The 21,635-nt window shown below is 65.9% G+C and carries 18 protein-coding genes; 3 read left to right on the plus strand and 15 right to left on the minus strand.

The window, feature by feature from the left end; all coding sequences use genetic code 11:
- Window position 1: 1 nt before the first annotated feature.
- The 13 genes from lpxA to rpsB all read right to left on the minus strand — a co-directional run bounded on the left by lpxA (window position 2) and on the right by rpsB (window position 13,042).
- Window positions 2–790 (minus strand): acyl-ACP--UDP-N-acetylglucosamine O-acyltransferase, encoded by a 789-nt coding sequence (lpxA, locus tag ACPTTC_RS11740; RefSeq protein ID WP_423392581.1) that lies wholly within the window; start codon window positions 788–790, stop codon window positions 2–4.
- 58 nt (window positions 791–848) lie between these two features.
- Window positions 849–1,316 (minus strand): 3-hydroxyacyl-ACP dehydratase FabZ, encoded by a 468-nt coding sequence (fabZ, locus tag ACPTTC_RS11745; protein ID WP_011352450.1) that lies wholly within the window; start codon window positions 1,314–1,316, stop codon window positions 849–851.
- 129 nt (window positions 1,317–1,445) lie between these two features.
- Entirely contained in the window at window positions 1,446–2,540 is a 1,095-nt protein-coding gene (gene lpxD / locus ACPTTC_RS11750) for a UDP-3-O-(3-hydroxymyristoyl)glucosamine N-acyltransferase (RefSeq protein ID WP_423392582.1), read from the minus strand.
- Between the two features lie 16 nt (window positions 2,541–2,556).
- Complete coding sequence (locus ACPTTC_RS11755) at window positions 2,557–3,054, minus strand: OmpH family outer membrane protein (protein ID WP_040144479.1); 498 nt, start codon at window positions 3,052–3,054, stop codon at window positions 2,557–2,559.
- Between the two features lie 64 nt (window positions 3,055–3,118).
- Complete coding sequence (gene bamA, locus ACPTTC_RS11760) at window positions 3,119–5,428, minus strand: outer membrane protein assembly factor BamA (protein ID WP_175969519.1); 2,310 nt, start codon at window positions 5,426–5,428, stop codon at window positions 3,119–3,121.
- A 61-nt stretch (window positions 5,429–5,489) separates the two neighbouring features.
- Window positions 5,490–6,860, minus strand: coding sequence for an RIP metalloprotease RseP (gene rseP, locus ACPTTC_RS11765; protein WP_423392583.1), 1,371 nt, complete (start codon window positions 6,858–6,860; stop codon window positions 5,490–5,492).
- Between the two features lie 11 nt (window positions 6,861–6,871).
- Window positions 6,872–8,068, minus strand: coding sequence for a 1-deoxy-D-xylulose-5-phosphate reductoisomerase (locus ACPTTC_RS11770; protein WP_226196770.1), 1,197 nt, complete (start codon window positions 8,066–8,068; stop codon window positions 6,872–6,874).
- 15 nt (window positions 8,069–8,083) lie between these two features.
- Window positions 8,084–8,905, minus strand: a complete 822-nt coding sequence (locus tag ACPTTC_RS11775) for a phosphatidate cytidylyltransferase (protein WP_423392584.1) — start codon at window positions 8,903–8,905, stop codon at window positions 8,084–8,086.
- The gene (uppS, locus tag ACPTTC_RS11780) at window positions 8,899–9,681 is read right to left on the minus strand and encodes a polyprenyl diphosphate synthase (RefSeq protein WP_034207662.1); all 783 of its coding nucleotides are present in this window, start codon (window positions 9,679–9,681) and stop codon (window positions 8,899–8,901) included. The genes ACPTTC_RS11775 and uppS overlap by 7 nt, the downstream gene beginning before the upstream one ends.
- Before the next feature lie 47 nt (window positions 9,682–9,728).
- A complete protein-coding gene (frr, locus tag ACPTTC_RS11785; protein WP_021159105.1) occupies window positions 9,729–10,289 on the minus strand; it encodes a ribosome recycling factor in 561 nt (186 codons plus the stop codon).
- Window positions 10,290–10,380: 91 nt separating this feature from the next.
- Window positions 10,381–11,094, minus strand: coding sequence for a UMP kinase (pyrH, locus tag ACPTTC_RS11790; RefSeq protein ID WP_011352459.1), 714 nt, complete (start codon window positions 11,092–11,094; stop codon window positions 10,381–10,383).
- Window positions 11,095–11,257: 163 nt separating this feature from the next.
- The gene (tsf, locus tag ACPTTC_RS11795) at window positions 11,258–12,139 is read right to left on the minus strand and encodes a translation elongation factor Ts (protein ID WP_034188848.1); all 882 of its coding nucleotides are present in this window, start codon (window positions 12,137–12,139) and stop codon (window positions 11,258–11,260) included.
- Between the two features lie 162 nt (window positions 12,140–12,301).
- The gene (gene rpsB / locus ACPTTC_RS11800) at window positions 12,302–13,042 is read right to left on the minus strand and encodes a 30S ribosomal protein S2 (protein ID WP_006483818.1); all 741 of its coding nucleotides are present in this window, start codon (window positions 13,040–13,042) and stop codon (window positions 12,302–12,304) included.
- A 377-nt stretch (window positions 13,043–13,419) separates the two neighbouring features.
- On the opposite strand from rpsB, the gene map reads away from it, so the two are divergent.
- Genes map through ACPTTC_RS11815 form a run of 3 tightly spaced genes read left to right on the plus strand, consistent with a single transcriptional unit; the run spans window position 13,420 to window position 18,907 of the window.
- Window positions 13,420–14,235 carry a type I methionyl aminopeptidase gene (gene map / locus ACPTTC_RS11805; RefSeq protein ID WP_021159103.1) on the plus strand — a complete coding sequence of 272 codons (816 nt, stop codon included), beginning with the start codon at window positions 13,420–13,422 and terminating at the stop codon, window positions 14,233–14,235.
- Between the two features lie 45 nt (window positions 14,236–14,280).
- A complete protein-coding gene (locus ACPTTC_RS11810) occupies window positions 14,281–16,857 on the plus strand; it encodes a [protein-PII] uridylyltransferase (RefSeq protein ID WP_226196766.1) in 2,577 nt (858 codons plus the stop codon).
- A 16-nt stretch (window positions 16,858–16,873) separates the two neighbouring features.
- Window positions 16,874–18,907 (plus strand): pseudouridine synthase, encoded by a 2,034-nt coding sequence (locus ACPTTC_RS11815; RefSeq protein WP_423392585.1) that lies wholly within the window; start codon window positions 16,874–16,876, stop codon window positions 18,905–18,907.
- A 101-nt stretch (window positions 18,908–19,008) separates the two neighbouring features.
- On the opposite strand, the gene def is transcribed toward ACPTTC_RS11815, so the two are convergent.
- Together def and ligA are read right to left on the minus strand one after the other, a co-directional pair.
- Complete coding sequence (def, locus tag ACPTTC_RS11820) at window positions 19,009–19,542, minus strand: peptide deformylase (protein WP_226196762.1); 534 nt, start codon at window positions 19,540–19,542, stop codon at window positions 19,009–19,011.
- The gene (ligA, locus tag ACPTTC_RS11825; protein WP_423392586.1) at window positions 19,539–21,614 is read right to left on the minus strand and encodes an NAD-dependent DNA ligase LigA; all 2,076 of its coding nucleotides are present in this window, start codon (window positions 21,612–21,614) and stop codon (window positions 19,539–19,541) included. The genes def and ligA overlap by 4 nt, the downstream gene beginning before the upstream one ends.
- Window positions 21,615–21,635: the final 21 nt, after the last annotated feature.

The following is a 21,635-nucleotide window of genomic DNA, read 5'->3' on the forward strand; positions in this document are numbered from 1 at the left end:
CTTAGCGGATGATGCCGCGTTGCGACGCGTCGATGAACTCGACGAGCGCCTTCACGGGTGCGTCGCCTTCGCCGCCCGCCGCCGCCAGCTCGCGCAACTGCACTTTCGCTTCCTCGAGCGACAGGCCGTTCTTGTACAGCAGACGATACGCGCTGCGCAGCGCGGAGATCGCGTCGGGCGAGAAGCCGCGCCGGCGCAGCCCTTCGACGTTGATCCCGTGCGGCTCGGCCTTGTTGCCTGCCGCGATCACGAACGGCGGAACGTCCTGCACGAGCGCCGACGCGCCGCCCAGCATCGAGTGCGCACCAATGCGCACGAACTGGTGGACGCCCGACATCCCGCCGACGATCGCCCAGTCGCCGATCTCGACGTGGCCGGCCATCTGCGCGTTGCTCGACAGGATCACGTGATTGCCGACGGTGCAGTCATGACCGATGTGCACATAGGCCATGATCCAGTTGTCGTCACCGAGCGTCGTCACACCGGCGTCCTGCACGGTGCCCGTGTGGATCGTCGTGAATTCGCGGATCGTGTTGCGGTTACCGATCACGAGCTTCGTCGGCTCGTCCTTGTACTTCATGTCCTGCGGACGACCCCCGACCGATGCGTAATGGCCGATACGGTTGTCCTCGCCGAGCGTCGTATGGCCTTCGATCACGCTGTGCGAGCCGATCTTCGTACGCGCGCCGATCGTGACGTGCGGACCGACGATTGCGTACGGGCCGATCTCGACCGATTCGTCGATCTGTGCGCCCGCCTCGACAATCGCGGTGGGATGAATCCTGGTCATGCGCCGTTGCCTCTCGATGTGATGTGTCGCGTTGCGTTGCCTGTCCGTGCCGCGTCGCTCAGGGCGCCACGTCGGTCGTCTTGACCGTGCACATCAATTCGGCTTCCGCCGCCACCTTGCCGTCCACTTCCGCCACCGCCTTGAACTTCCAGATGCCGCGGATGTAGCGTTCGAACGTCACGTTCAGAATCAGTTGGTCGCCCGGCTCGACCGGACGCTTGAAGCGCGCGCCGTCGATCCCGACGAAGTAGTACAGCGTGTTCTCCGGATCCTTCGGCTGCTCTTCCGAGAAGGTCAGCAGCGCCGCGGCCTGCGCGAGCGCCTCGAGGATCAGCACGCCCGGCATCACGGGCCGCTTCGGGAAATGCCCCTGGAAGTACGGCTCGTTGATCGACACGTTCTTCAGCGCTTTGATTCCCTTGTGCGGTTCGAGTTCGAGCACGCGATCGACGAGCAGAATCGGGTAGCGATGCGGCAGCAGCGTGAGGATCTTGTGGATGTCGAGATTGATTTTTTCAGTGCTCATGATGGTTCGTCTCACGCAGAGGCTGCGCGGTGGTGATGCAAAGGCTGAAGCGGGCCGCCGTGCGGCCCAGTCTGGCAAACCGGGCCGGTTGCGCTGGCCGTGCCCGGTTCGAGGTCTCGCATGATGCGCTCAGGCGTCCATGCCGCCCTGGGCGGCGAGCGCGGCTTCGAGCGCCTTGATGCGCTCGCGCAGCTTGTCGAGATTGCGCACGAGCGCGGCGCTCTTGTTCCATTCGCCGTGGTCGACGGCCGGGAACGCGCTGGTATAGATGCCGGCCTTCGGCAGCGACTTCGATACGCCCGATTTCGCGGTGATGATGACATAGTCGCCGAGCGTCACGTGGCCGGCGATCCCGGCCGCGCCGCCGATCATGCAATGGCGGCCGATCGTCGTGCTGCCCGCGATCCCGGCGCTGCCGGCGATCACCGTATAGGCGCCGATCCGGCAGTTGTGGCCGATCTGCACCTGGTTGTCGATCTTCACGCATTCCTCGATGACGGTATCCGCCATCGCGCCGCGGTCGATCGTCGTGTTCGCGCCGATCTCGACGTCCGGGCCGATCGTCACGCCACCGACCTGAGGGATCTTGACCCAGCTGCCGGTGCGCGCGTCGCCGTCACCGACGAAATCCGGCGCGAAGCCGAAGCCGTCGGAGCCGATCACCGCACCCGCATGGATGATCGCGCGCGGGCCGATCTTGCAGCCGTGGTATACCGACGCGTTCGGATACAGGTGCGAGCCCGCGCCGATCGTCGTGCCGCGGCCGACGAATACGTTCGCGTCGAGCTGCACGCCGTCTTCGATCACCGCACCGGCCTCGACCGTCACGTGCGGGCCGATCACCGCGCTCGCGGCAACCTGCGCGGCCGGATCGATCGTCGCGCTCGGATGCACGCCGGCGGCGCGCGGCGGCGTGGCCAGGTCGATGAACATCTGCGCGACGCGCGCGAAGTACGCGTACGGATTCGGCGTGACAATGAAATTGCGGGGGCCGTCCGGCCGGCCGCTCGCGGCCGCGCCCAGCTTTTCCAGATCCTTCGGCGCGATCAGCACCGCGCCGGCGCGGGTCGACTCGACCTGCGACAGGTACTTCGGATTCGCGAGGAACGCGAGTTGCTGCGGGCCTGCCTGGTCGAGCGGTGCGAGCCCGTTGACCTTGCACTGTGCGTCGCCGGCGATCTCGCCGCCGAACCGCTTTACGAGTTCCTCAAGCGTCAATGCCATTCGTCGTCTGCTCCGTTCAGTTCGTCGAGCCGGACGCGAGCGCCTTGAGCACCTTGTCGGTGATGTCGATGCGCGGGCTGACGTACACGGCCTCCTGCACGATCAGGTCGTAATTCTGCTGCTCGGCGATCTGCTTGATGACCTTGTTCGCCCGCTCGAGCACGGCCGCCAGTTCCTCGTTGCGGCGCTGGTTCAGGTCTTCGCGGAACTCGCGCTGCTTGCGCTGGAAGTCGGTATCGAGCTGGGCGAGATCGCGCTGCTTCTGCGCGCGGTCGGCCGCCGACAGTGACGCACCGTTCTTGTCCAGCGAATCGGACATCGACTTCAGACGCGCCGCCAGATCCTGCAGATCCTTGTCGCGCTTCGCGAACTCGGCTTCGAGCTTCGTCTGCGCCGCCTTCGCGGGCGCCGACTCGCGCAGGATCCGATCCGAATTGACCGCCGCGATGCGGGCGACGTCCTGTGCGTGCGCCGTTGCCGCGCCCAAGGCCAGCGCAACGGTCAGCGCGCACATCACTCGTTTCGAAAACTTACCGGTTAGCAAAATTACCCTCTCGTTGCTGTTGTCATGCGTTCGGTCAGAACGCCGTCCCGATCTGGAACTGGAATTTCTGGTACTGGTCGCCTTCGTGCTTCTGCAGCGGGAAGCCGAGGCTCAGCTTCAGCGGGCCGATCGGCGAGATCCACGCGAGACCCACGCCGTAGCCGTAACGCAGGCCGTTGGCGCCCGTACTCGTGCCGCCCGGCGCGTTGCCCCACACGTTACCGCCGTCGAGGAACGTGAACACGCGCAGCGTGCGGTCGTAGCCCGTGCCCGGCAGCGGGAACGTCAGTTCGATGTTACCGACGACCATCTTCGAACCGCCGATCGGGTCGTTCGTCTTCGTGTCGCGCGGGCCCAGCGAGCTCGGCTCGTAGCCACGCACGGAGCCGATACCGCCCGCATAGTAGTTCTTGAAGATCGGGTACGGGTTGCCGATACCGTTACCGTAGCCGCCTTGCAGGTTCAGGCCCAGAATGAAGCCGCGCGAGAACGAATAGTAGTACTGGGCCTGCAGGTCGGCCTTGTAGTACTGGATCTTGCCGACCGGCACGCCGTACTCCATGTTCGCCTGCGTGAAGTAGCCGCGGCTCGGAATCAGCGCGCTGTCACGCGCGTCGCGCGACCACGCGACCGTCAGCGGCACCGTGTTCGACACGCGGCCGAACTGGTTCACGTAATCCTGGTAGCTCTGCGGCGTGTTCGAATCGACGTCGAGACGGTTCTGCTCGAAGCCCGCGCCAAAGTAGACGGTGTCGACTTCCGAGAACGGGATGCCGAACTTCATGTTGCCGCCCGCGCTGATGATCCGGAAGCTCGAGCTCGTCGAATAGTAGAGCGGCTGGTACGTGCGGTAGTAGACGTCCGTGATCCGCTTGATGCCGTCGACCGTGAAATACGGGTCGACCTGCGTGACGGTCAGCGTGCGGTAGCTCTTCGCGGTGTTGACGTTCACCGACAGGCTGGTACCCGAACCGAACACGTTGTCCTGCGACACGCCGGCCGACAGCACGACCTTGTCCGTCGACGAGAAGCCGGCACCCAGCGTGATCGCGCCAGTCGGCTTTTCGTCGACCTTCACGTTCACGTCGACCTGGTCGTTCGTGCCTTCGACCGGCACCGTCGTCACGTCGACGTTGGTGAAGTAGCCGAGACGGTTCACGCGATCCTTCGACAGAGCGAGGCGGTTCGAGTCGAACCACGAGCTTTCGAGCTGGCGCATTTCGCGGCGCACCACTTCGTCGCGCGTGCGCGTGTTGCCGACGACGTTGATGCGGCGCACGTACACACGGCGGCTCGGATCGACGACGAGGTTCAGGTTCACCTTGTGGTTCGCCTGGTCGATGTCCGGCTGCGCGTTGACGGTCGCGAATGCGTAACCGTATTCGCCGAGCTTGTCGACGATCGACTTGGTGGTCTGCTGCAGCTTTTCGGCCGAGAAGCGGTCGCCCGGCTTGATCTTGATCAGCTTGTTGAGTTCGGCTTCGCGATCGAGCAGGTTGCCCGACAGCTTGATGCCCGACACCGTGTACGGCTCGCCTTCGTGCAGCGTGACCGTCAGGTACATGTCCTTCTTGTCGGGCGAGATCGACACCTGGGTCGAATCGATGTTGAACTCGAGATAGCCGCGGTTCAGGTAGTACGAGCGCACCGCTTCGAGGTCGCCCGTCAGCTTTTCCTTCGAGTACAGGTCGTTCTTCGTGTACCAGGAGAACCAGTTCGGCGTCGACAGCTGCATCTCGTCGCGCAGCGTGCTGGTGCTGAATGCCTTGTTGCCGATGAAGTTGATCTGGCGGATCTTCGCGCTCGGGCCTTCGGCCACCGCGAACAGGATCGACACGCGGTTCGCGTCGACCGGCGTGATCGTCGTCTTGACCTCGGCCGCGTAGAAGCCGCGTGTGAGGTACTGGCGCTTGAGCTCCTGCTCCGCCTTGTCGACGAGCGCCTTGTCGTAGTAACGGCCGTCGGCGAGGCCGACAGCGCGCAGCGCCTTCGTCAGGTTATCCTTGTCGAATTCCTTCGTGCCGGTGAAGTCGATCGACGCGATGGCCGGACGCTCCTGCACCTGCACGATCACGACGTTGCCCTGCGTGGCGATGCGTACGTCGTTGAAGAAGCCCGTCGCGTACAGCGCGCGGATTGCTTCGGATGCCTTGTCGTCCGTGAAGGTATCGCCCTGCTTGATCGGCAGGTAGGCGAACACCGAACCCGCTTCGACGCGCTGCAGCCCCTCGATCTTGATGTCTTGCACCACGAACGGTGCCGCTGCATGCGCCGCGAGGCCGTGCGCGGCGAGCGCGGCCGCTGCAACTGTCTTAGGTACAAAGCGATGAGGTTTGAACAACATGCATCCCCAATATTTAGCTGCATCAAATCAGGCGGCTGCCCAGCGGCGGCCGCCTGACGCTTCAGAAATGGATTAACCGAGCCAGATCGTTGAACAGCGCGATCGCCGATAATGCGACGATGCAGATCAACCCGGCTCTTTGCAGAATCAGCTGCCAGCGCTCCGAGACGGCTTTCCCGGTCGCGGCTTCAACCGCATAATATAACAGATGCCCCCCGTCCAAAACGGGAATCGGCAACAAGTTCAGGACGCCAAGGCTAATGCTGACAAGGGCGAGGAACGACAGGAACGCCGACGGGCCAAGCCGCGCACTCTTGCCCGCGTAGTCCGCGATCGTTACCGGGCCGGACAGGTTCTTCAGCGACGCGTTGCCCGTGATCATGCGCCCGAACATCCGCAGCGAATACACGGAGATGTCCCACGTGCGGTGCGCGCCGAGCCGTAGGCTCTCGATCGGCCCGTACCGTACGTCGACGGACGGCGCATGCATCGACAGCGCCGCGCCGATACGGCCGACCTCCTGCCCCGACTCGTCGTCGCGCTGCATCTGCGGCACGATCGACACGGTCTGCGCGGCGCCGTCGCGCTCGATCTGCAGATCGAGCGGCTTGCCCGCATGGTGTTTCACGAAATCGATGAAACGCGACGCGCCGCCGATCGGCTTGCCGTCGAGCGCGACCAGCTTGTCGCCGGACTTCAGCCCCGCCTGCTCCGCCGCGCTGCCGGGCTGCACCGACGCGACCGACAGCGTGCCGCCGCCGGTCTCGAAGCCCAGATGGGCCATGAAATCGTCGTCGAGCTGACTTTCGGGAACATTGCGCAGGTCGACGCGAAAATCGAACGTCGTGTTGCCGTCTCGTGCACCCAGCACGATCTCGCGGTGATCGAACGCAGCCGCCAGCAGCTTCCAGCGCAGGTCCGACCACGACCGCACCGGCTCGGACTCGCCGCCCTGCCCGTTGCGGATCGACACGATCGTCTCGTTGCCGTCGAAGCCCGCGCGCGCCGCCACCGTGCCGGCGGCCGGCGGTGCGACGATCGCGGCGGGCTCGGTTACACCGGTGGCGAATACGATGGAAAACAGCGCAATTGCCAACAGAAAGTTGGCAATCGGTCCGGCCGCGACGATCGCGATGCGCTTGTAGACGGACTGCCGGTTGAACGCCTGGCCGAGTTCCTCGGGCGGGATGCCGGGGCCGGGATCGCGCTCGTCGAGCATCTTCACGTAGCCGCCGAGCGGCAGCGCCGACAGCGTCCACTCGGTGCCCGTCCTGCGGCTGACCCAGCGCGCGACGGGCTGGCCGAAGCCGATCGAGAAACGCAGCACCTTCACGCCGCACCAGCGCGCGACGCGATAGTGTCCGTACTCATGCACGACGACCAGCACCCCGATCGCCACCGCAAACGCGATCAGTTCGACCAGCACGTTCATGAGCACTCCATTCAGACAGTGCGCTCCACGCGTGGCGCAGGCGCTTTCGCAATGATGTCGGCGGCAAGGCGGCGTGCCTCGGCATCCGCCGCCAGGACGTCCTCGAGCCCGTCGGGCGTACGGTTCGGCAGCGTGTTGAGCACGGCGTCGACCGTCGCCGCAATCGCCATGAAGCCGATGCGGCGCTCGAGAAACGCTTCGACCGCGACTTCGTTCGCCGCGTTCAATGCGGCGCTCGCGATACCGCCTTCCTCAAGCGCCTTCAGCGCGAGCGCGAGGCACGGGAAGCGCGCGTAATCGGGCTTCTCGAACGACAACTGGGCGATCTGCGCGAGATCGAGCTGCTCGACGCCCGCATCGACACGCTCGGGGAATGCGAGCGCGTGTGCGATCGGCGTGCGCATGTCGGGGTTGCCGAGCTGTGCGAGCACCGAGCCGTCGCGATACGACACGAGCGAATGGATCACGCTCTGCGGGTGGATCAGCACGTCGATCCGGTCGCCCGGCAGCCCGAAGATCCAGTGCGCCTCGATCACCTCGAGGCCCTTGTTCATCATCGTCGCGGAATCGACCGAGATCTTGCGGCCCATCACCCAGTTCGGATGCTTGCACGCCTCGTCCGGCGTCACGTCGACGAGCGTAGCCGGTTCGCGCGTGCGGAACGGGCCGCCCGACGCGGTCAGGATGATCTTCGCGATCCCGCCGTGCTCGGCCGCGTCGCGCGGCATGCACTGGAAGATCGCGTTGTGCTCGCTATCGACCGGCAGCAGGATCGCGCCATGGTCGCGCACGGCGTCCATGAAGATCGCGCCCGACATCACCAGCGCTTCCTTGTTCGCGAGCAGGATGCGCTTGCCGGCGCGCGCGGCCGCAAGGCTCGGCGCCATGCCGGCCGCACCGACGATCGCCGCGACCACCGTATCGCAGCCATCGCTCTTCGACACGTCGACGAGCGCCTGCGGCCCGTACAGCACGGTCGTCTTGCTGCCCGCCGCGCGCAGTTTCGCGTCGACCTGCGCGGCCGTCGCGGCATCGCCGACCACGGCCACTTCGGGTGCGAAGCGCAGGCACTGCTCGACCAGCTTGTCGCCGTTGCGATGTGCGGTCAGCGCATAGACCGAGAAACGCTCGGGATGGCGCGCGACCACGTCGAGCGTGCTGTCTCCGATCGAGCCCGTGGAACCGAGCAATGTCAGACGTTTTTGCATAACAGAATTAATGGTTTAACCAAGCAGCAGCATCGCGAGCGGCAGCACCGGCAGCAACGCGTCGACACGATCGAGTACGCCGCCATGGCCAGGCAGCAGTCCGCTCGAATCCTTCACGCCCGCCTGCCGCTTCAGCAACGACTCGAACAGGTCGCCGATCACGCTGTACGCGACCAGCAGCGTCAGTGCGGCCCACGCGCCGGGCATCCCGTAACGCACGGCGAACGCGGAAAACAGGGTCGGCTCGAACGCATGCGCGGCCATCGCGACACCGGCGACGACCATGACGGCGAGCCAGCCACCGATCGCGCCTTCCCAGCTCTTGCCGGGGCTGATCGTGATGGCCAGTTTACGCTTTCCGAACGCCTTGCCCGCGAAGTATGCGCCGATATCGGCGAGCCAGACGACCAGAAGCAGCGACAACACGAACGGCACGCCCTGCGCGCGGGCCGCGACAAGCGCATGCCAGCAGGCCGCAAAGACCACGAGGCCGGCCGCAAGCAGGAACGGCCGCCATACGCCGCCCGCGAGCTCCGGCTTGCGCCGCAGCGCGAACGGGCCGACCAGCAGCCAGAACACGCCGGCTGCCATGAAAAGGGGACGGGACGAAGCCGCATCGACGCCGAGCGGCACCGTTGCCGCGAGCGCCAGCGCCGCGACGGCTGCATAGACGACCGGGCCGACGCCGCCGAGCTTGAGCAGGCGCGCCCACTCCCACGCGGCAAACACGAGCACGACGCCGATCAGCGCGCCGAACGCGGTGAGCGGCGCGAACAGCGTCACCGGCAGCAGTACCGCCAGCATCACGATCGCCGTGATCACACGGGTTTTCAGCATGAAAGGGAGTCGGCGTTCTGCGATTGTGGTTCGAGCTGTGCGCTCGTGCGGCCGAAACGGCGCTCGCGCTCCGTATACGACGCCATTGCGTCGGCCAGTGCCGCGCCGTCGAAATCCGGCCAGTATTTGTCGGTGAAATAGAATTCGGCGTACGCGAGCTGCCACAGCAGGAAGTTGCTGACGCGCTGCTCGCCACCGGTACGGATGAAGAGATCGGGCTCCGGCGCATAGGCCATCGCCAGGTGCGGCGCGAACGCGTCCTCGGTCACCTCGACCTCGCGACCTTCGCGCACGGCCTGCTCGACGAGCTTCTTCGTCGCCTGCAGGATGTCCCACCGGCCGCCGTAGTTGGCCGCGATGGTGAGCGTAAGACGGGTATTGCGCGCCGTCTTGGTCTCGGCGCGGCGAATCAGTTCGCGGATGCGCGGCTCGAAGCGCTCGAGATCGCCGACGACACGCAGGCGGATCCCGTTCGCGTGAAGCTTGCCGACCTCGCGCTCGAGCGCGGTGATGAAGAGACGCATCAGGAACGACACTTCGTCGTTCGGACGGCGCCAGTTCTCCGAACTGAACGCGAACAGCGTCAGGTATTCGACGCCGGCGCGCGCGCAGCCTTCGACCACCGCCCGCACGGCATCGACGCCGCGGGTGTGCCCCGCGACGCGCGGCAAGCGGCGTTCGGTGGCCCAACGGCCGTTGCCGTCCATGATGATCGCGATGTGACGCGGCACGACGCCGACGTCAGGCACGCGAACGGTAGAGCTGGTATAGGTCATGGCCGTTGAGACAGTTGCGGGAAGAAGGCGGCGCGCGAGGACGGTCGTCAGACCGTCATGATCTCGGCTTCCTTGGTCTGCACGAGCTTGTCGATTTCGGCGACGTGCTTGTCGGTCAGCTTCTGCACGTCGTCGCTCGCACGGCGCTCGTCGTCTTCCGAGATTTCCTTGTCCTTCACGAGCTTCTTGAGCGCTTCGTTCGCGTCGCGGCGCAGGTTGCGGATCGCGACCTTGGCCGTTTCGCCTTCGCTCTTGACGACCTTGGTCAGCTCGCGGCGGCGCTCTTCCGTCAGCGCGGGCATCGGCACGCGGATCAGGTCGCCGGCAGTGGCCGGGTTCAAGCCCAAGTCGGCTTCGCGGATGGCCTTCTCGACCTTCGCGACCATGTTCTTTTCCCACGGCTGCACGCCGATCGTGCGCGCATCGACGAGCGTCAGGTTAGCGACCTGCGAGATCGGCACCATCGACCCGTAGTAGTCGACCTGCACGTGATCGAGCAGACCGGTGTGTGCACGGCCCGTACGGATCTTGGCCAGATCGTTCTTGAACGCTTCGATCGAGCGCTGCATCTTTTGCTCGACGCCCTTCTTGGTATCAGCGACACTCATTTCAACCTCCGAACCTTCTAACCTTCAAAGAACGCGGACCCTGCCCGGCGCATCCGGTGCGCCGCGGCCAACGACCCGCATCCGCGGGAGTTTACACGTGGACGAGCGTACCTTCGTCCTCGCCCAGCACGATGCGCTTGAGCGCGCCCGGCTTGTTGATCGAAAACACGCGAATCGGCAGCTTCTGGTCGCGGCACAGCGCAAAGGCCGTCGCGTCCATCACCTGCAGGTTGCGGCTGATCGCCTCGTCGAAAGTGATCGTCGTGTAACGCGTGGCCGACGGATCCTTCTTCGGATCGGCAGAATATACGCCATCGACCTTGGTCGCCTTCAATACGACCTCGGCGCCCACTTCCGAACCGCGCAGCGCGGCGGCCGTGTCCGTCGTGAAGAACGGGTTGCCCGTACCGGCCGCGAAGATCACGACGCGGCCTTCCTCGAGCTGGCGGATCGCGCGGGGCCGGATGTACGGCTCGACGACCTGGTCCATCCGCAGCGCGGACTGCACGCGCGCCTCGATGCCGGCGTGGCGCATCGCGTCCTGCAGCGCCAGCGCGTTCATCATCGTCGCAAGCATCCCCATGTAGTCTGCCGTCGCGCGATCCATGCCGGCCGCGCCGCCCGCGACACCGCGGAAAATATTACCGCCACCGATCACGACCGCGAGCTGCGTACCGAGACGCACGACTTCGGCGATATCGGCCACCATCCGTTCGATCGTCGCGCGATTGATGCCAAAGGCATCGTCGCCCATCAGTGCTTCGCCGGAGAGTTTGAGGAGAACGCGTTTATAGGCATTGGACATAGGGGCTTCCGAGCGACGAGAGGATGACAACCACGAACTGTAGGGGCGAAATACTGATTCGGGCAAGCGCCGACGGTCGGACCGGGTTTCCCGGCCGGCCGGCGGCGGCGCCGACCGCGGCGGAGCGGACGCCCGCCGCGGATACTGCCTGACTGCTTACGGCTTACTGCTGCTTTGCTGCTGCGACTTGCGCGGCCACTTCGGCGGCGAAGTCGTCCTGGCGCTTCTCGATGCCTTCGCCGACGACGAACAGCGCGAACTTCTGCACTGCGGCATTCGCTGCCTTCAGCATCTGCTCGATCGTCTGCTTGTCGTTCTTCACGAACGTCTGGTTCAGCAGCGACACTTCCTTCAGGTACTTCTGGACGCTACCGTCGACCATCTTCGCGACGATTTCGGCCGGCTTGCCCGATTCCGCAGCCTTCTGCTCGGCCACGCGGCGTTCCGTCTCGATCAGTTCTGCCGGCACGTCGGCCGACGACAGCGCGACCGGCTTCATTGCCGCGATGTGCATCGCGACGTCCTTGCCGACCTGCTCTTCCGCGCCCGTGTACTCGACGATCACGCCGATACGCGCGCCGTGCAGGTACGTTGCGATCTTGTTTGCGGTTTCGAAACGGACGAAACGGCGGATCGAGACGTTCTCGCCGATCTTGCCGATCAGCGCCAGGCGCACTGCATCGACCGTCGAGCCGTCGAGCGGCAGCGCCGACAGCGCAGCCACGTCGGCCGGGTTTTGCGTCGCGACGAGTTCTGCAACCGTCTTCGAGAATGCGAGGAAGTCGTCGTTCTTCGCGACGAAGTCGGTTTCGCAGTTCAGTTCGACCAGCGCGCCTGCGTTGCCGCCGACGAACGATGCGACGACGCCTTCTGCCGTCACGCGCGATGCCGCCTTGCTCGCCTTGTTGCCGAGCTTGACGCGCAGCAGCTCTTCAGCCTTGGCCAGATCGCCGTCGGCTTCCGTCAGCGCCTTCTTGCATTCCATCATCGGTGCGTCGGTCTTTGCGCGCAGTTCTGCCACCATGCTTGCGGTAATTGCCGCCATCATTCGCTCCTTGAGTCTGTATTCACAACGCCGCCCGCTTGGACGCGAACGGCCGAGATTCGTTTCCGGACCCGCGCCGATTCGGCGCGATCAGGTCCGGCGCACAAGCTTAAAAAAAGGGGGCCTGTTGAGAGCCCCCTTTTTGCGCCGGCTCGGGGCCAGTTACGCGTTTTCCTCGACGTACTCGTCGTCGCCGCGAGCAGCCTGGACCACTTCGTTGACCGCGTTCGCACGGCCTTCGAGGATCGCGTCGGCCACGCCTTCAGCGTACAGTGCGACTGCCTTGCTCGAGTCGTCGTTACCCGGGATCACGTAATCCACGCCTTCCGGCGAGTGGTTCGTATCGACCACGGCGATGACCGGCACGCCCAGCTTGTTCGCTTCGGTCACGGCAATCTTGTGGTAGCCGACGTCGACGACGAAGATTGCGTCCGGAATGCCGCCCATGTCCTTCACGCCGCCGATCGACTTCTGCAGCTTCGCGATTTCGCGTTCGAACAGCAGCGCTTCCTTCTTGCTCATCTTCTCGAGCTCGCCTGCCTCGACTGCCGCTTCCATGTCCTTCAGGCGCTTGATCGAAACCTTCAGCGTCTTGAAGTTGGTCATCATGCCGCCGAGCCAGCGTGCGTTGACGTACGGCATACCTGCGCGCTGCGCTTCCTGGGCGATCGTGTCACGCGATTGACGCTTCGTGCCGACGAACAGGATCGTGCCGCGGTTCGCTGCCAGCTGGCGCACGTACTTCTGTGCGTCCGTGAACATCGGCAGCGTCTTTTCGAGGTTGATGATGTGAATCTTGTTGCGGTGACCGAAAATGAACGGAGCCATCTTCGGGTTCCAGAAGCGCGTCTGGTGACCGAAGTGGACACCCGCTTCCAGCATTTGGCGCATCGTAACTGCCATGTAAATTCTCCACGAGGGTTGGGTCTTAAGCCGGCTGCCGTACCGCCGCGCGATCCCACCCCGAAGGGCGCGAATGCCGCGCGGCCGACACCCTGGTTGCGCCGGCTTGCGATTCGACACGTGCGAAATGCGCGTGCCGCAAGCCTTTCACCGCCATGCCGCCCCAAAACGGGGCACATCGGCATTTGGATATCGACTTAGCCAAAGAGTATAGCACGCCGATTTGTCCGCTCTCAAGTCGCCCGCCACTTTCGCTTGCCGCGCGGCATGCGGCCGGACAATCCGCGAAAACCCGCACCCGCACCGCCGGCAGGGGCTGCGACGCCTGCCAGAAGGTGCGATAATCCGTCAATTCACCGCATTCCAGGCATACCTCGATGGCTATTACGCTCAAAAACGAACACGATATCGCCGAGATGCGCGTCGCCTGCCGTCTCGCGAGCGAAGTGCTCGACTTCATCACGCCGCACGTTGTCGCGGGCATCACGACCGCCGAACTCGACCGCCTCTGCCACGAGTTCATGCTCAACGAACAGGGCACGATCCCCGCGCCGCTGAACTACCAGCCGCCCGGCTACCCGCCGTACCCGAAGGCCACCTGCATTTCGGTCAACGACGTGATCTGCCACGGCATTCCCGGCGAGAAGGTGATCAAGAACGGCGATGCGCTGAACATCGACATCACCGTGATCAAGAACGGCTACTTCGGCGACACGAGCCGCATGTTCATCGTCGGCGAGGGTTCGATCCTCGCGAAGCGCCTCGTGCAGACCACCTACGAATGCATGTGGCTCGGCATCGACCAGGTCAAGCCCGGCGCGCACCTCGGCGACATCGGCTACGCGATCCAGAAGCACGCCGAAGCGCAGGGCTACAGCGTCGTGCGTGAATACTGCGGCCACGGCATCGGCACGGTGTTCCATGAGGATCCGCAGGTCGTCCACTACGGCCGCCCGGGCACCGGCATCGAACTGAAGGCCGGGATGATCTTCACGATCGAACCGATGATCAACGCCGGCAAACGCGACATCCGCACGATGCCCGACCAGTGGACGGTCAAGACGCGCGACCGCAGCCTGTCGGCCCAGTGGGAGCACACGGTGCTCGTCACCGAAACCGGCTACGAAGTGCTGACCGTGTCGGCCGGCACGCCGGCGCGCCCCGTGTTCGCGCAACCGGCCGCCGCCGTCTGAGCGCCGTCGCGCCAGCCCGCCCCACCCGCACCTGAACGGCCGCCCATGAGCGCTCACGCTGCCCCCTCGCCCGAAGCGCTGTCGCGGCGCGCCGAATTCAAGGCCGCCAAGACGGAGATGCTCGAGCGCTTTCGCCGCGCGGCGAACGTCGCGTCGCTGATGCACGCGCTGTCGAAGCTCACCGACGAAGCGCTGAAGCGCGTGTGGGACGACTGCGGGCTGCCCGCGACGCTCGCCCTCGTCGCCGTCGGCGGCTACGGGCGCGGCGAGCTCGCGCCCTATTCCGACGTCGACATCCTGGTATTGCTGCCCGATGCGCACGACCCGGCGCTCGATGCACGCATCGAACGCTTCATCGGAATGGCGTGGGATCTCGGCCTCGAGATCGGCAGCAGCGTGCGCACGGTCGCGCAGTGCATCGAGGAGGCGTCGCAGGACGTCACGGTGCAGACCTCGCTGCTGGAAGCGCGCCGCATCGTCGGCAGCACCGCGCTGTTCGAACGCTTCACGGTGCGCTACCACGAGGCGCTCGACGCCCGCGCGTTCTTCACCGCGAAGGTGCTCGAGATGCGCCAGCGCCACGCGAAGTTCCAGGACACGCCGTACAGCCTCGAACCGAACGTGAAGGAAAGCCCCGGCGGGTTGCGCGACCTGCAGACGATCCTCTGGATCGCGCGCGCGGCCGGTTTCGGCAGCAGCTGGCGCGAACTCGACACGCGTGGCCTCATCACCGATCGCGAAGCGCGGGAGCTGCGCCGCAACGAAGGCTTCCTGAAGACGCTGCGCGCGCGGCTGCACGTGATCGCCGGCCGCCGCCAGGACATGCTCGTGTTCGACCTGCAGACGCAGGCTGCCGAGAGCTTCGGCTACCAGCCGACGCAGACCAAGCGCGCCAGCGAGCAACTGATGCGCCGCTACTACTGGGCCGCGAAAGCCGTCACGCAGCTCGCGACGATCCTGATCCAGAACATCGAGGCGCAGCTCTTCCCCGCGACGAGCGGCATCACGCGCGTGCTGTCGGCCGATCGCTTCGTCGAGAAACAGGGGATGCTCGAGATCGTCGACGACGGCGTGTTCGAACGCCACCCCGACGCGATCCTCGAAGCGTTCCTGTTGTACGAGACGACCCGCGGCGTGAAGGGGCTGTCCGCCCGCACGCTGCGCGCGCTGTACAACTCGCGCGAGATCATGAACAACACGTGGCGCCGCGATCCGCAGAATCGCGACATGTTCATGCGGATCCTTCAGCAACCCGAAGGGATCACGCACGCGTTCCGGTTGATGAACCAGACGAGCGTGCTCGGCCGCTACCTGCTGAACTTCCGCCGCATCGTCGGCCAGATGCAGCATGACTTGTACCACGTGTACACGGTCGACCAGCACATCCTGATGGTGTTGCGCAACATCCGCCGCTTCGCGGTGGCCGAGCACGCGCACGAATATCCGTTCTGCAGCCAGCTGATCGGCAACTTCGAGCGCCCGTGGGTACTGTATGTCGCGGCGCTGTTCCACGACATCGCGAAGGGCCGCGGCGGCGACCATTCGACGCTCGGGATGGCCGACGCACGGCGCTTCTGCCGCGAGCACGGTATCGCCAGCGACGACGCGGCGCTGATCGTGTGGCTCGTCCAGCATCACCTGACGATGAGCCAGGTCGCACAGAAGCAGGACACGAGCGACCCCGAAGTCATCAAGCGCTTCGCCGAAGTCGTCGGCAACGAACGGTACCTCACCGCGCTGTACCTGCTGACCGTCGCCGATATCCGCGGCACGAGCCCGAAGGTGTGGAACACGTGGAAGGGCAAGCTGCTCGAGGATCTGTACCGCATCACGCTCGCGGTGCTCGGCGGGGCCAACCCCGACGCGCATTCGGAGCTGAAGTCGCGGCAGGAGCAGGCGCTCGCGCTGCTGCGCCTCGAGACCGTGCCCGAGGACGCACATCGCGCGTTGTGGGATCAGCTCGACGTCGGCTTCTTCCTGCGTCACGACGCGGCCGACATCGCATGGCAGACACGCGTGCTGTACCGGCACGTGAATGCCGAAACCGCGATCGTCCGCGCGCGACCGTCGCCGATCGGCGATGCGCTGCAGGTCCTCGTGTACGTGAAGGATCGCCCCGACCTGTTCGCGGGCATCTGCGCGTATTTCGACCGCAACGGGCTGTCGGTGCTCGACGCACGCGTCAGCACGACGCGGCACGGCTATGCGCTCGACAACTTCATCGTCACGCAGACCGAAAGTGACGTGCGGTACCGCGACATCGCGAATCTCGTCGAACAGCAGCTCGCGTCGCGGCTCACCGAAACCGCACCGCTGCCGGAGCCGTCCAAGGGCCGCCTGTCGAGGCTGTCCCGGACGTTTCCGATCACGCCGCGCGTCGACCTGCGGGCCGACGAGCGCGGCCAGTACTACATCCTGTCCGTGTCGGCCAACGACCGGCCGGGCCTTCTCTATTCGATCGCGCGCGTACTCGCCGAGCACCGGATCGGCGTCCACGCGGCGCGGATCAATACGCTCGGCGAACGCGTCGAGGACATCTTTCTGCTCGCGGGTGCCGGCCTGTCCGACAGCCGCCTGCAGATCCAGCTCGAAACCGAATTGCTGCGTGCGATCGCAGTCTGAATGAATTCCAGCGTTTATGCGCACCAAACTAACCGTCAAGAACCCGAAGCCGGCGTCGCCGACCCGCGCCCCTGTCCGCTCCGGCAGCCTCGTCGCCCGCAAGGCGGTACGCCCCGCCGCGCCGCCCGCAGGGGACAAGCCGGCCCGCCCGAAGAAGGCGGCCCCGGCCACCGCCGGCGAGCGCACGTTCAAGCCGCGCGCTGCCGCGGGCGCCGAACGCCCGGGCGCGGATCGCGCACCGTCCAAGCGGGCGCCGCGTGACGGCGGTGCCGAACGCGGCACGCGTGCCCCTTATCGCGACAACGCATCCGGCGAAGGCGCGAAGCGCGGCTTTGGCGACCGTCGCACGTCGTCCGATCGCCCGCCCCGCCGCGATGACGATGCACGTCCGCGTCGCTCAGGCGCAGGTGAAGGCGGCGCACGCGCGCCGTATCGCGACAGCGCATCCGGCGAAGGCGCAAAGCGCAGCTTCGACGACCGTCGCACGTCGTCCGATCGCCCGCCCCGTCGTGATGACGATGCACGTCCGCGTCGCTCAGGCGCAGGTGAAGGCGGCGCACGCGCGCCGTATCGCGACAACGCATCCGGCGAAGGTGCGAAACGCAGCTTTGGCGACCGTCGTACGTCCTCGGATCGCCCGCCCCGCCGCGATGACGATGCACGCCCGCGCCGCGCAGGTGCCGGTGAAGGCGGCGCGCGCGCACCGTATCGCGACAACGCATCCGGCGAAGGCGCGAAACGCAGCTTTGGCGACCGTCGTACGTCGTCCGATCGCCCGCCCCGCCGCGATGACGATGCACGTCCGCGTCGTGCAGGTGCCGGTGAAGGCGGCGCACGCGCGCCGTATCGCGACAACGCAGCCGGCGAAGGCGCGAAACGCAGCTTTGGCGACCGTCGCACGTCGTCCGATCGCCCGCCCCGCCGCGATGACGATGCACGTCCGCGTCGCGCAGGTGCCGGTGAAGGCGGCGCACGCGCACCGTATCGTGACAACGCATCCGGCGAAGGTGCGAAACGCAGCTTCGGCGACCGTCGCACGTCGTCCGATCGCCCGCCCCGTCGCGATGACGATGCACGCCCGCGCCGCACAAGTGCCGGCGAAGGCGGCGCTCGCGCACCCTATCGCGACAAGGCAGCCGGCGAAGGCGCCAAGCGCAGCTTCGGCGACCGCCCTGCCCGTCCCGCCCGCGACGGCGAGCGTGGCAGCACCGAACGCCGCTCGTCCGGCGCGGGGATGAAGACCGCGAAACCCGTCAAGAAGCCGGCCGCCGACATCGACTACGGTGACGAATCGGGCCTGATGCGCCTGTCGAAACGGATGTCCGAGCTCGGCATGTGCTCGCGCCGCGAAGCCGACGAATGGATCGAAAAGGGCTGGGTCCTCGTCGACGGCGAACGCATCGACACGCTCGGCACCAAGGTACGCGCCGACCAGAAGATCGAGATCGACGAGCGGGCCAGCGCCGCGCAGGCCGCGCAAGTGACGATCCTGCTGCACAAGCCGGTCGGTTACGTGTCGGGCCAGGCGGAAGACGGCTACGAGCCCGCGGCCGTGCTGATCACGCGCGCGAACCGCTGGAGCGGCGACCATTCGCCGGTGCGCTTCTCGCCGCAGCACCTGCACGCGCTCGCACCGGCCGGCCGCCTGGACATCGATTCGACCGGCCTGCTCGTGCTGACGCAGAACGGCGTGATCGCGAAGCAGTTGATCGGCGAGCAGTCGGATATCGACAAGGAATACCTGGTGCGCGTGCGCTTCGGCGAGCGGCTCATCGACATCGACCAGCACTTCCCCGCGGAATCGCTCGCGAAGCTGCGCCACGGCCTCGAGCTCGACGGCGTCGCGCTGAAGCCCGCGATGGTGAGCTGGCAGAACGGCGAGCAGTTGCGCTTCGTGCTGCGCGAAGGCAAGAAGCGCCAGATCCGCCGCATGTGCGAACTGGTCGGCCTCGACGTGATCGGCCTGAAGCGCGTGCGCATGGGTCGCGTGATGCTCGGCGCGCTGCCGCAGGGTCAATGGCGCTATCTGTCGGCCGACGAGACGTTCTGACCGCGGGCGCACACACGTGCGCCACGCAATGAAAAAGCCCGCGTAAGCGGGCTTTTTCGTTTCCTGCGAGAAACCGGGCAAGCGCCGGGCAAGCCGGCGGATCAGTCGTCGGATGCCGGATCGAGCCCCGGGAACAGCACTTCCGTGAAGCCGAAGCGCGTGAAGTCGGTGATCCGCATCGGATACAGCTTGCCGATCAGGTGATCGTATTCGTGCTGGACGACGCGTGCGTGAAAACCGTCGGCAACGCGATCGATCTTCTCGCCGAACTGGTCGAAGCCGCTGTAGCGCACCTTCGCATAGCGGCTGACGACGCCCCGCATACCCGGTACCGACAGGCAACCTTCCCAGCCCTCTTCCATGTCCGGCGGCATGTATTCGACCTTCGGGTTGATCAGCACGGTCTCGGGTACCGGCGGCGCATCCGGGTAGCGGTTGTTGTTACCGAAGCCGAAAATGATGATCTGCAGCCCGACGCCGATCTGCGGCGCGGCCAGGCCGGCACCGTTCGCATGGTGCATCGTCTCGAACATGTCCGCGACGATCTCGTGCAGTTCGGGGGTATCGAACCGCTCGACCGGCTTGGCGATTTCGAGCAGGCGCGGATCGCCCATCTTCAGGATCTCGCGAATCATGGCGTATTGCCCTCCAGGAGTTGGTGCAGACCGTCTTCGTCCAGCACGGGGATGCCGAGCTCCTCGGCCTTCGCGAGCTTGCTGCCGGCTTCGGCGCCCGCGACCACGTAATCCGTCTTCTTCGATACCGAACCGGCCACTTTCGCGCCGGCCGCTTCGAGCATTTCCTTCGCGGCATCGCGCGTGAGCGTCGGCAACGTGCCCGTCAGCACGACCGTCTTGCCGGCCAGCACACCCTGCGGCGCCTTCGGCGCGGGCGGCCCTTCCGGCCACGTCACCTTGCCCGGCGCTCGCAATTGCTCGATCACGGTCCGGTTGTGCTCTTCCGCGAAGAACTGATGCAGCGACTCGGCGACGATCGGCCCGACGTCGTTGACTTCGAGCAGCTCTTCGATCGATGCATCCATGATCGGCGTCAGCGAGCCGAAATGCTTCGCGAGATCCTTCGCGGTCGATTCGCCCACGTGACGGATACCGAGCCCGTAGATGAAGCGCGCGAGCGTCGTATGCTTCGCCTTCTCGAGCGAGTCGAGCAGATTTTGCGCCGACTTCTCGGCGAAACGGTCGAGCTCGGCGAGCGTCGCGAAGCCGAGATTGAACAGGTCGGCCGGCGTGCGCACGAGATTCAGCTCGACGAGCTGGTCGATGATCTTCTCGCCGAGTCCGTCGATGTCGAGCGCGCGGCGCTGCGCGAAGTGCCACAGCGCCTGCTTGCGCTGCGCCGGGCAGAACAGGCCGCCCGTGCAGCGCGCGATCGCCTCGTCGGGCAGGCGCTCGATCTTCGAGCCGCACACCGGGCATTCGGTCGGCATCACGAATTCGGCCGCATCGGCCGGGCGCCGGTCGAGCAGCGCGCCGACCACCTCGGGGATCACGTCGCCCGCGCGGCGCACGATCACGGTATCGCCGATCCGGATGTCCTTGCGGCGCACCTCGTCCTCGTTGTGCAGCGTCGCGTTGGTGACGGTCGCGCCGCCGACGAACACGGGCTCGAGGCGCGCGACCGGCGTGATCGCGCCCGTACGGCCGACCTGCACGTCGATCGCGACGAGCTTGGTCAGCGCTTCCTGCGCGGGAAACTTGTGCGCGAGCGCGAAGCGCGGCGCACGCGACACGAAGCCCAGGCGCTCCTGCTCGTCGCGCCGGTTGACCTTGTAGACGACGCCGTCGATGTCGTACGGCAGCGACTCGCGCTTCTCGCCGACCTTGCGAAAGAAGTCGAGCAAGCCTTCGGCGCCGTGCACGACCGCGCGCTCCCGGTTCACGGGCAGGCCGAGCGACTCGTACCAGTCGAGCAGCGCGCTGTGTGTGTCGGGCATCGGCATCCCGTCGAGCACGCCGATCCCGTACGCGAAGAACGACAGCGGGCGCTGCGCGGTGATCTTCGAGTCGAGCTGGCGCAGGCTGCCGGCCGCCGCGTTGCGCGGGTTCGCGAATTCGCGCTGCTCGGCCGCGCGCTGCCGTTCGTTCAGGCGTGCGAAATCGCGCTTGAACATCAGCACCTCGCCACGCACATCGAGCACGGCCGGCACCTTCGTGCCCTTCAGCTTCAGCGGAATCGAGCGGATCGTGCGCACGTTCTCGGTCACGTCCTCGCCCGTCGTCCCGTCACCGCGCGTCGACGCCTGCACGAATACGCCCTGCTCGTAGCGCAGCGAAATCGCGAGACCGTCGAACTTCAGTTCGCATGCGTATTCGACGGGCTCCGTTACCGAGCCGGCGAGATCGGTCGTCTTGTCGAGCGCGTCGGCGACACGCTTGTCGAATGCGACGATATCCTCGTCGGCAAAGCCGTTGTTGAGCGACAGCATCGGCGCGTCATGGACGACCGGGGTGAAGCCGCCGGCCGCCTCGCCACCGACGCGCTGCGTCGGCGAATCGGGCGTCACGAGTTCGGGATGGTCGGTTTCGAGCTGCTGCAGTTCGCGGAACAGCCGGTCGTATTCGGCGTCGGGCAGATCCGGCTGGTCGAGCACGTAGTAGGCGTAGTTCGCCCGCTCGAGTTGATCGCGCAGCCACGCGGCGCGCGCGTCGGGCTGGCTGGCTGGCGGTTCGGCTTGGGTTCGGGCCATGCTGGCGGCAGATTCGTTCTG

The organism is Burkholderia mycopellens, from assembly GCF_964265025.1.
Lineage (GTDB): Bacteria > Pseudomonadota > Gammaproteobacteria > Burkholderiales > Burkholderiaceae > Burkholderia.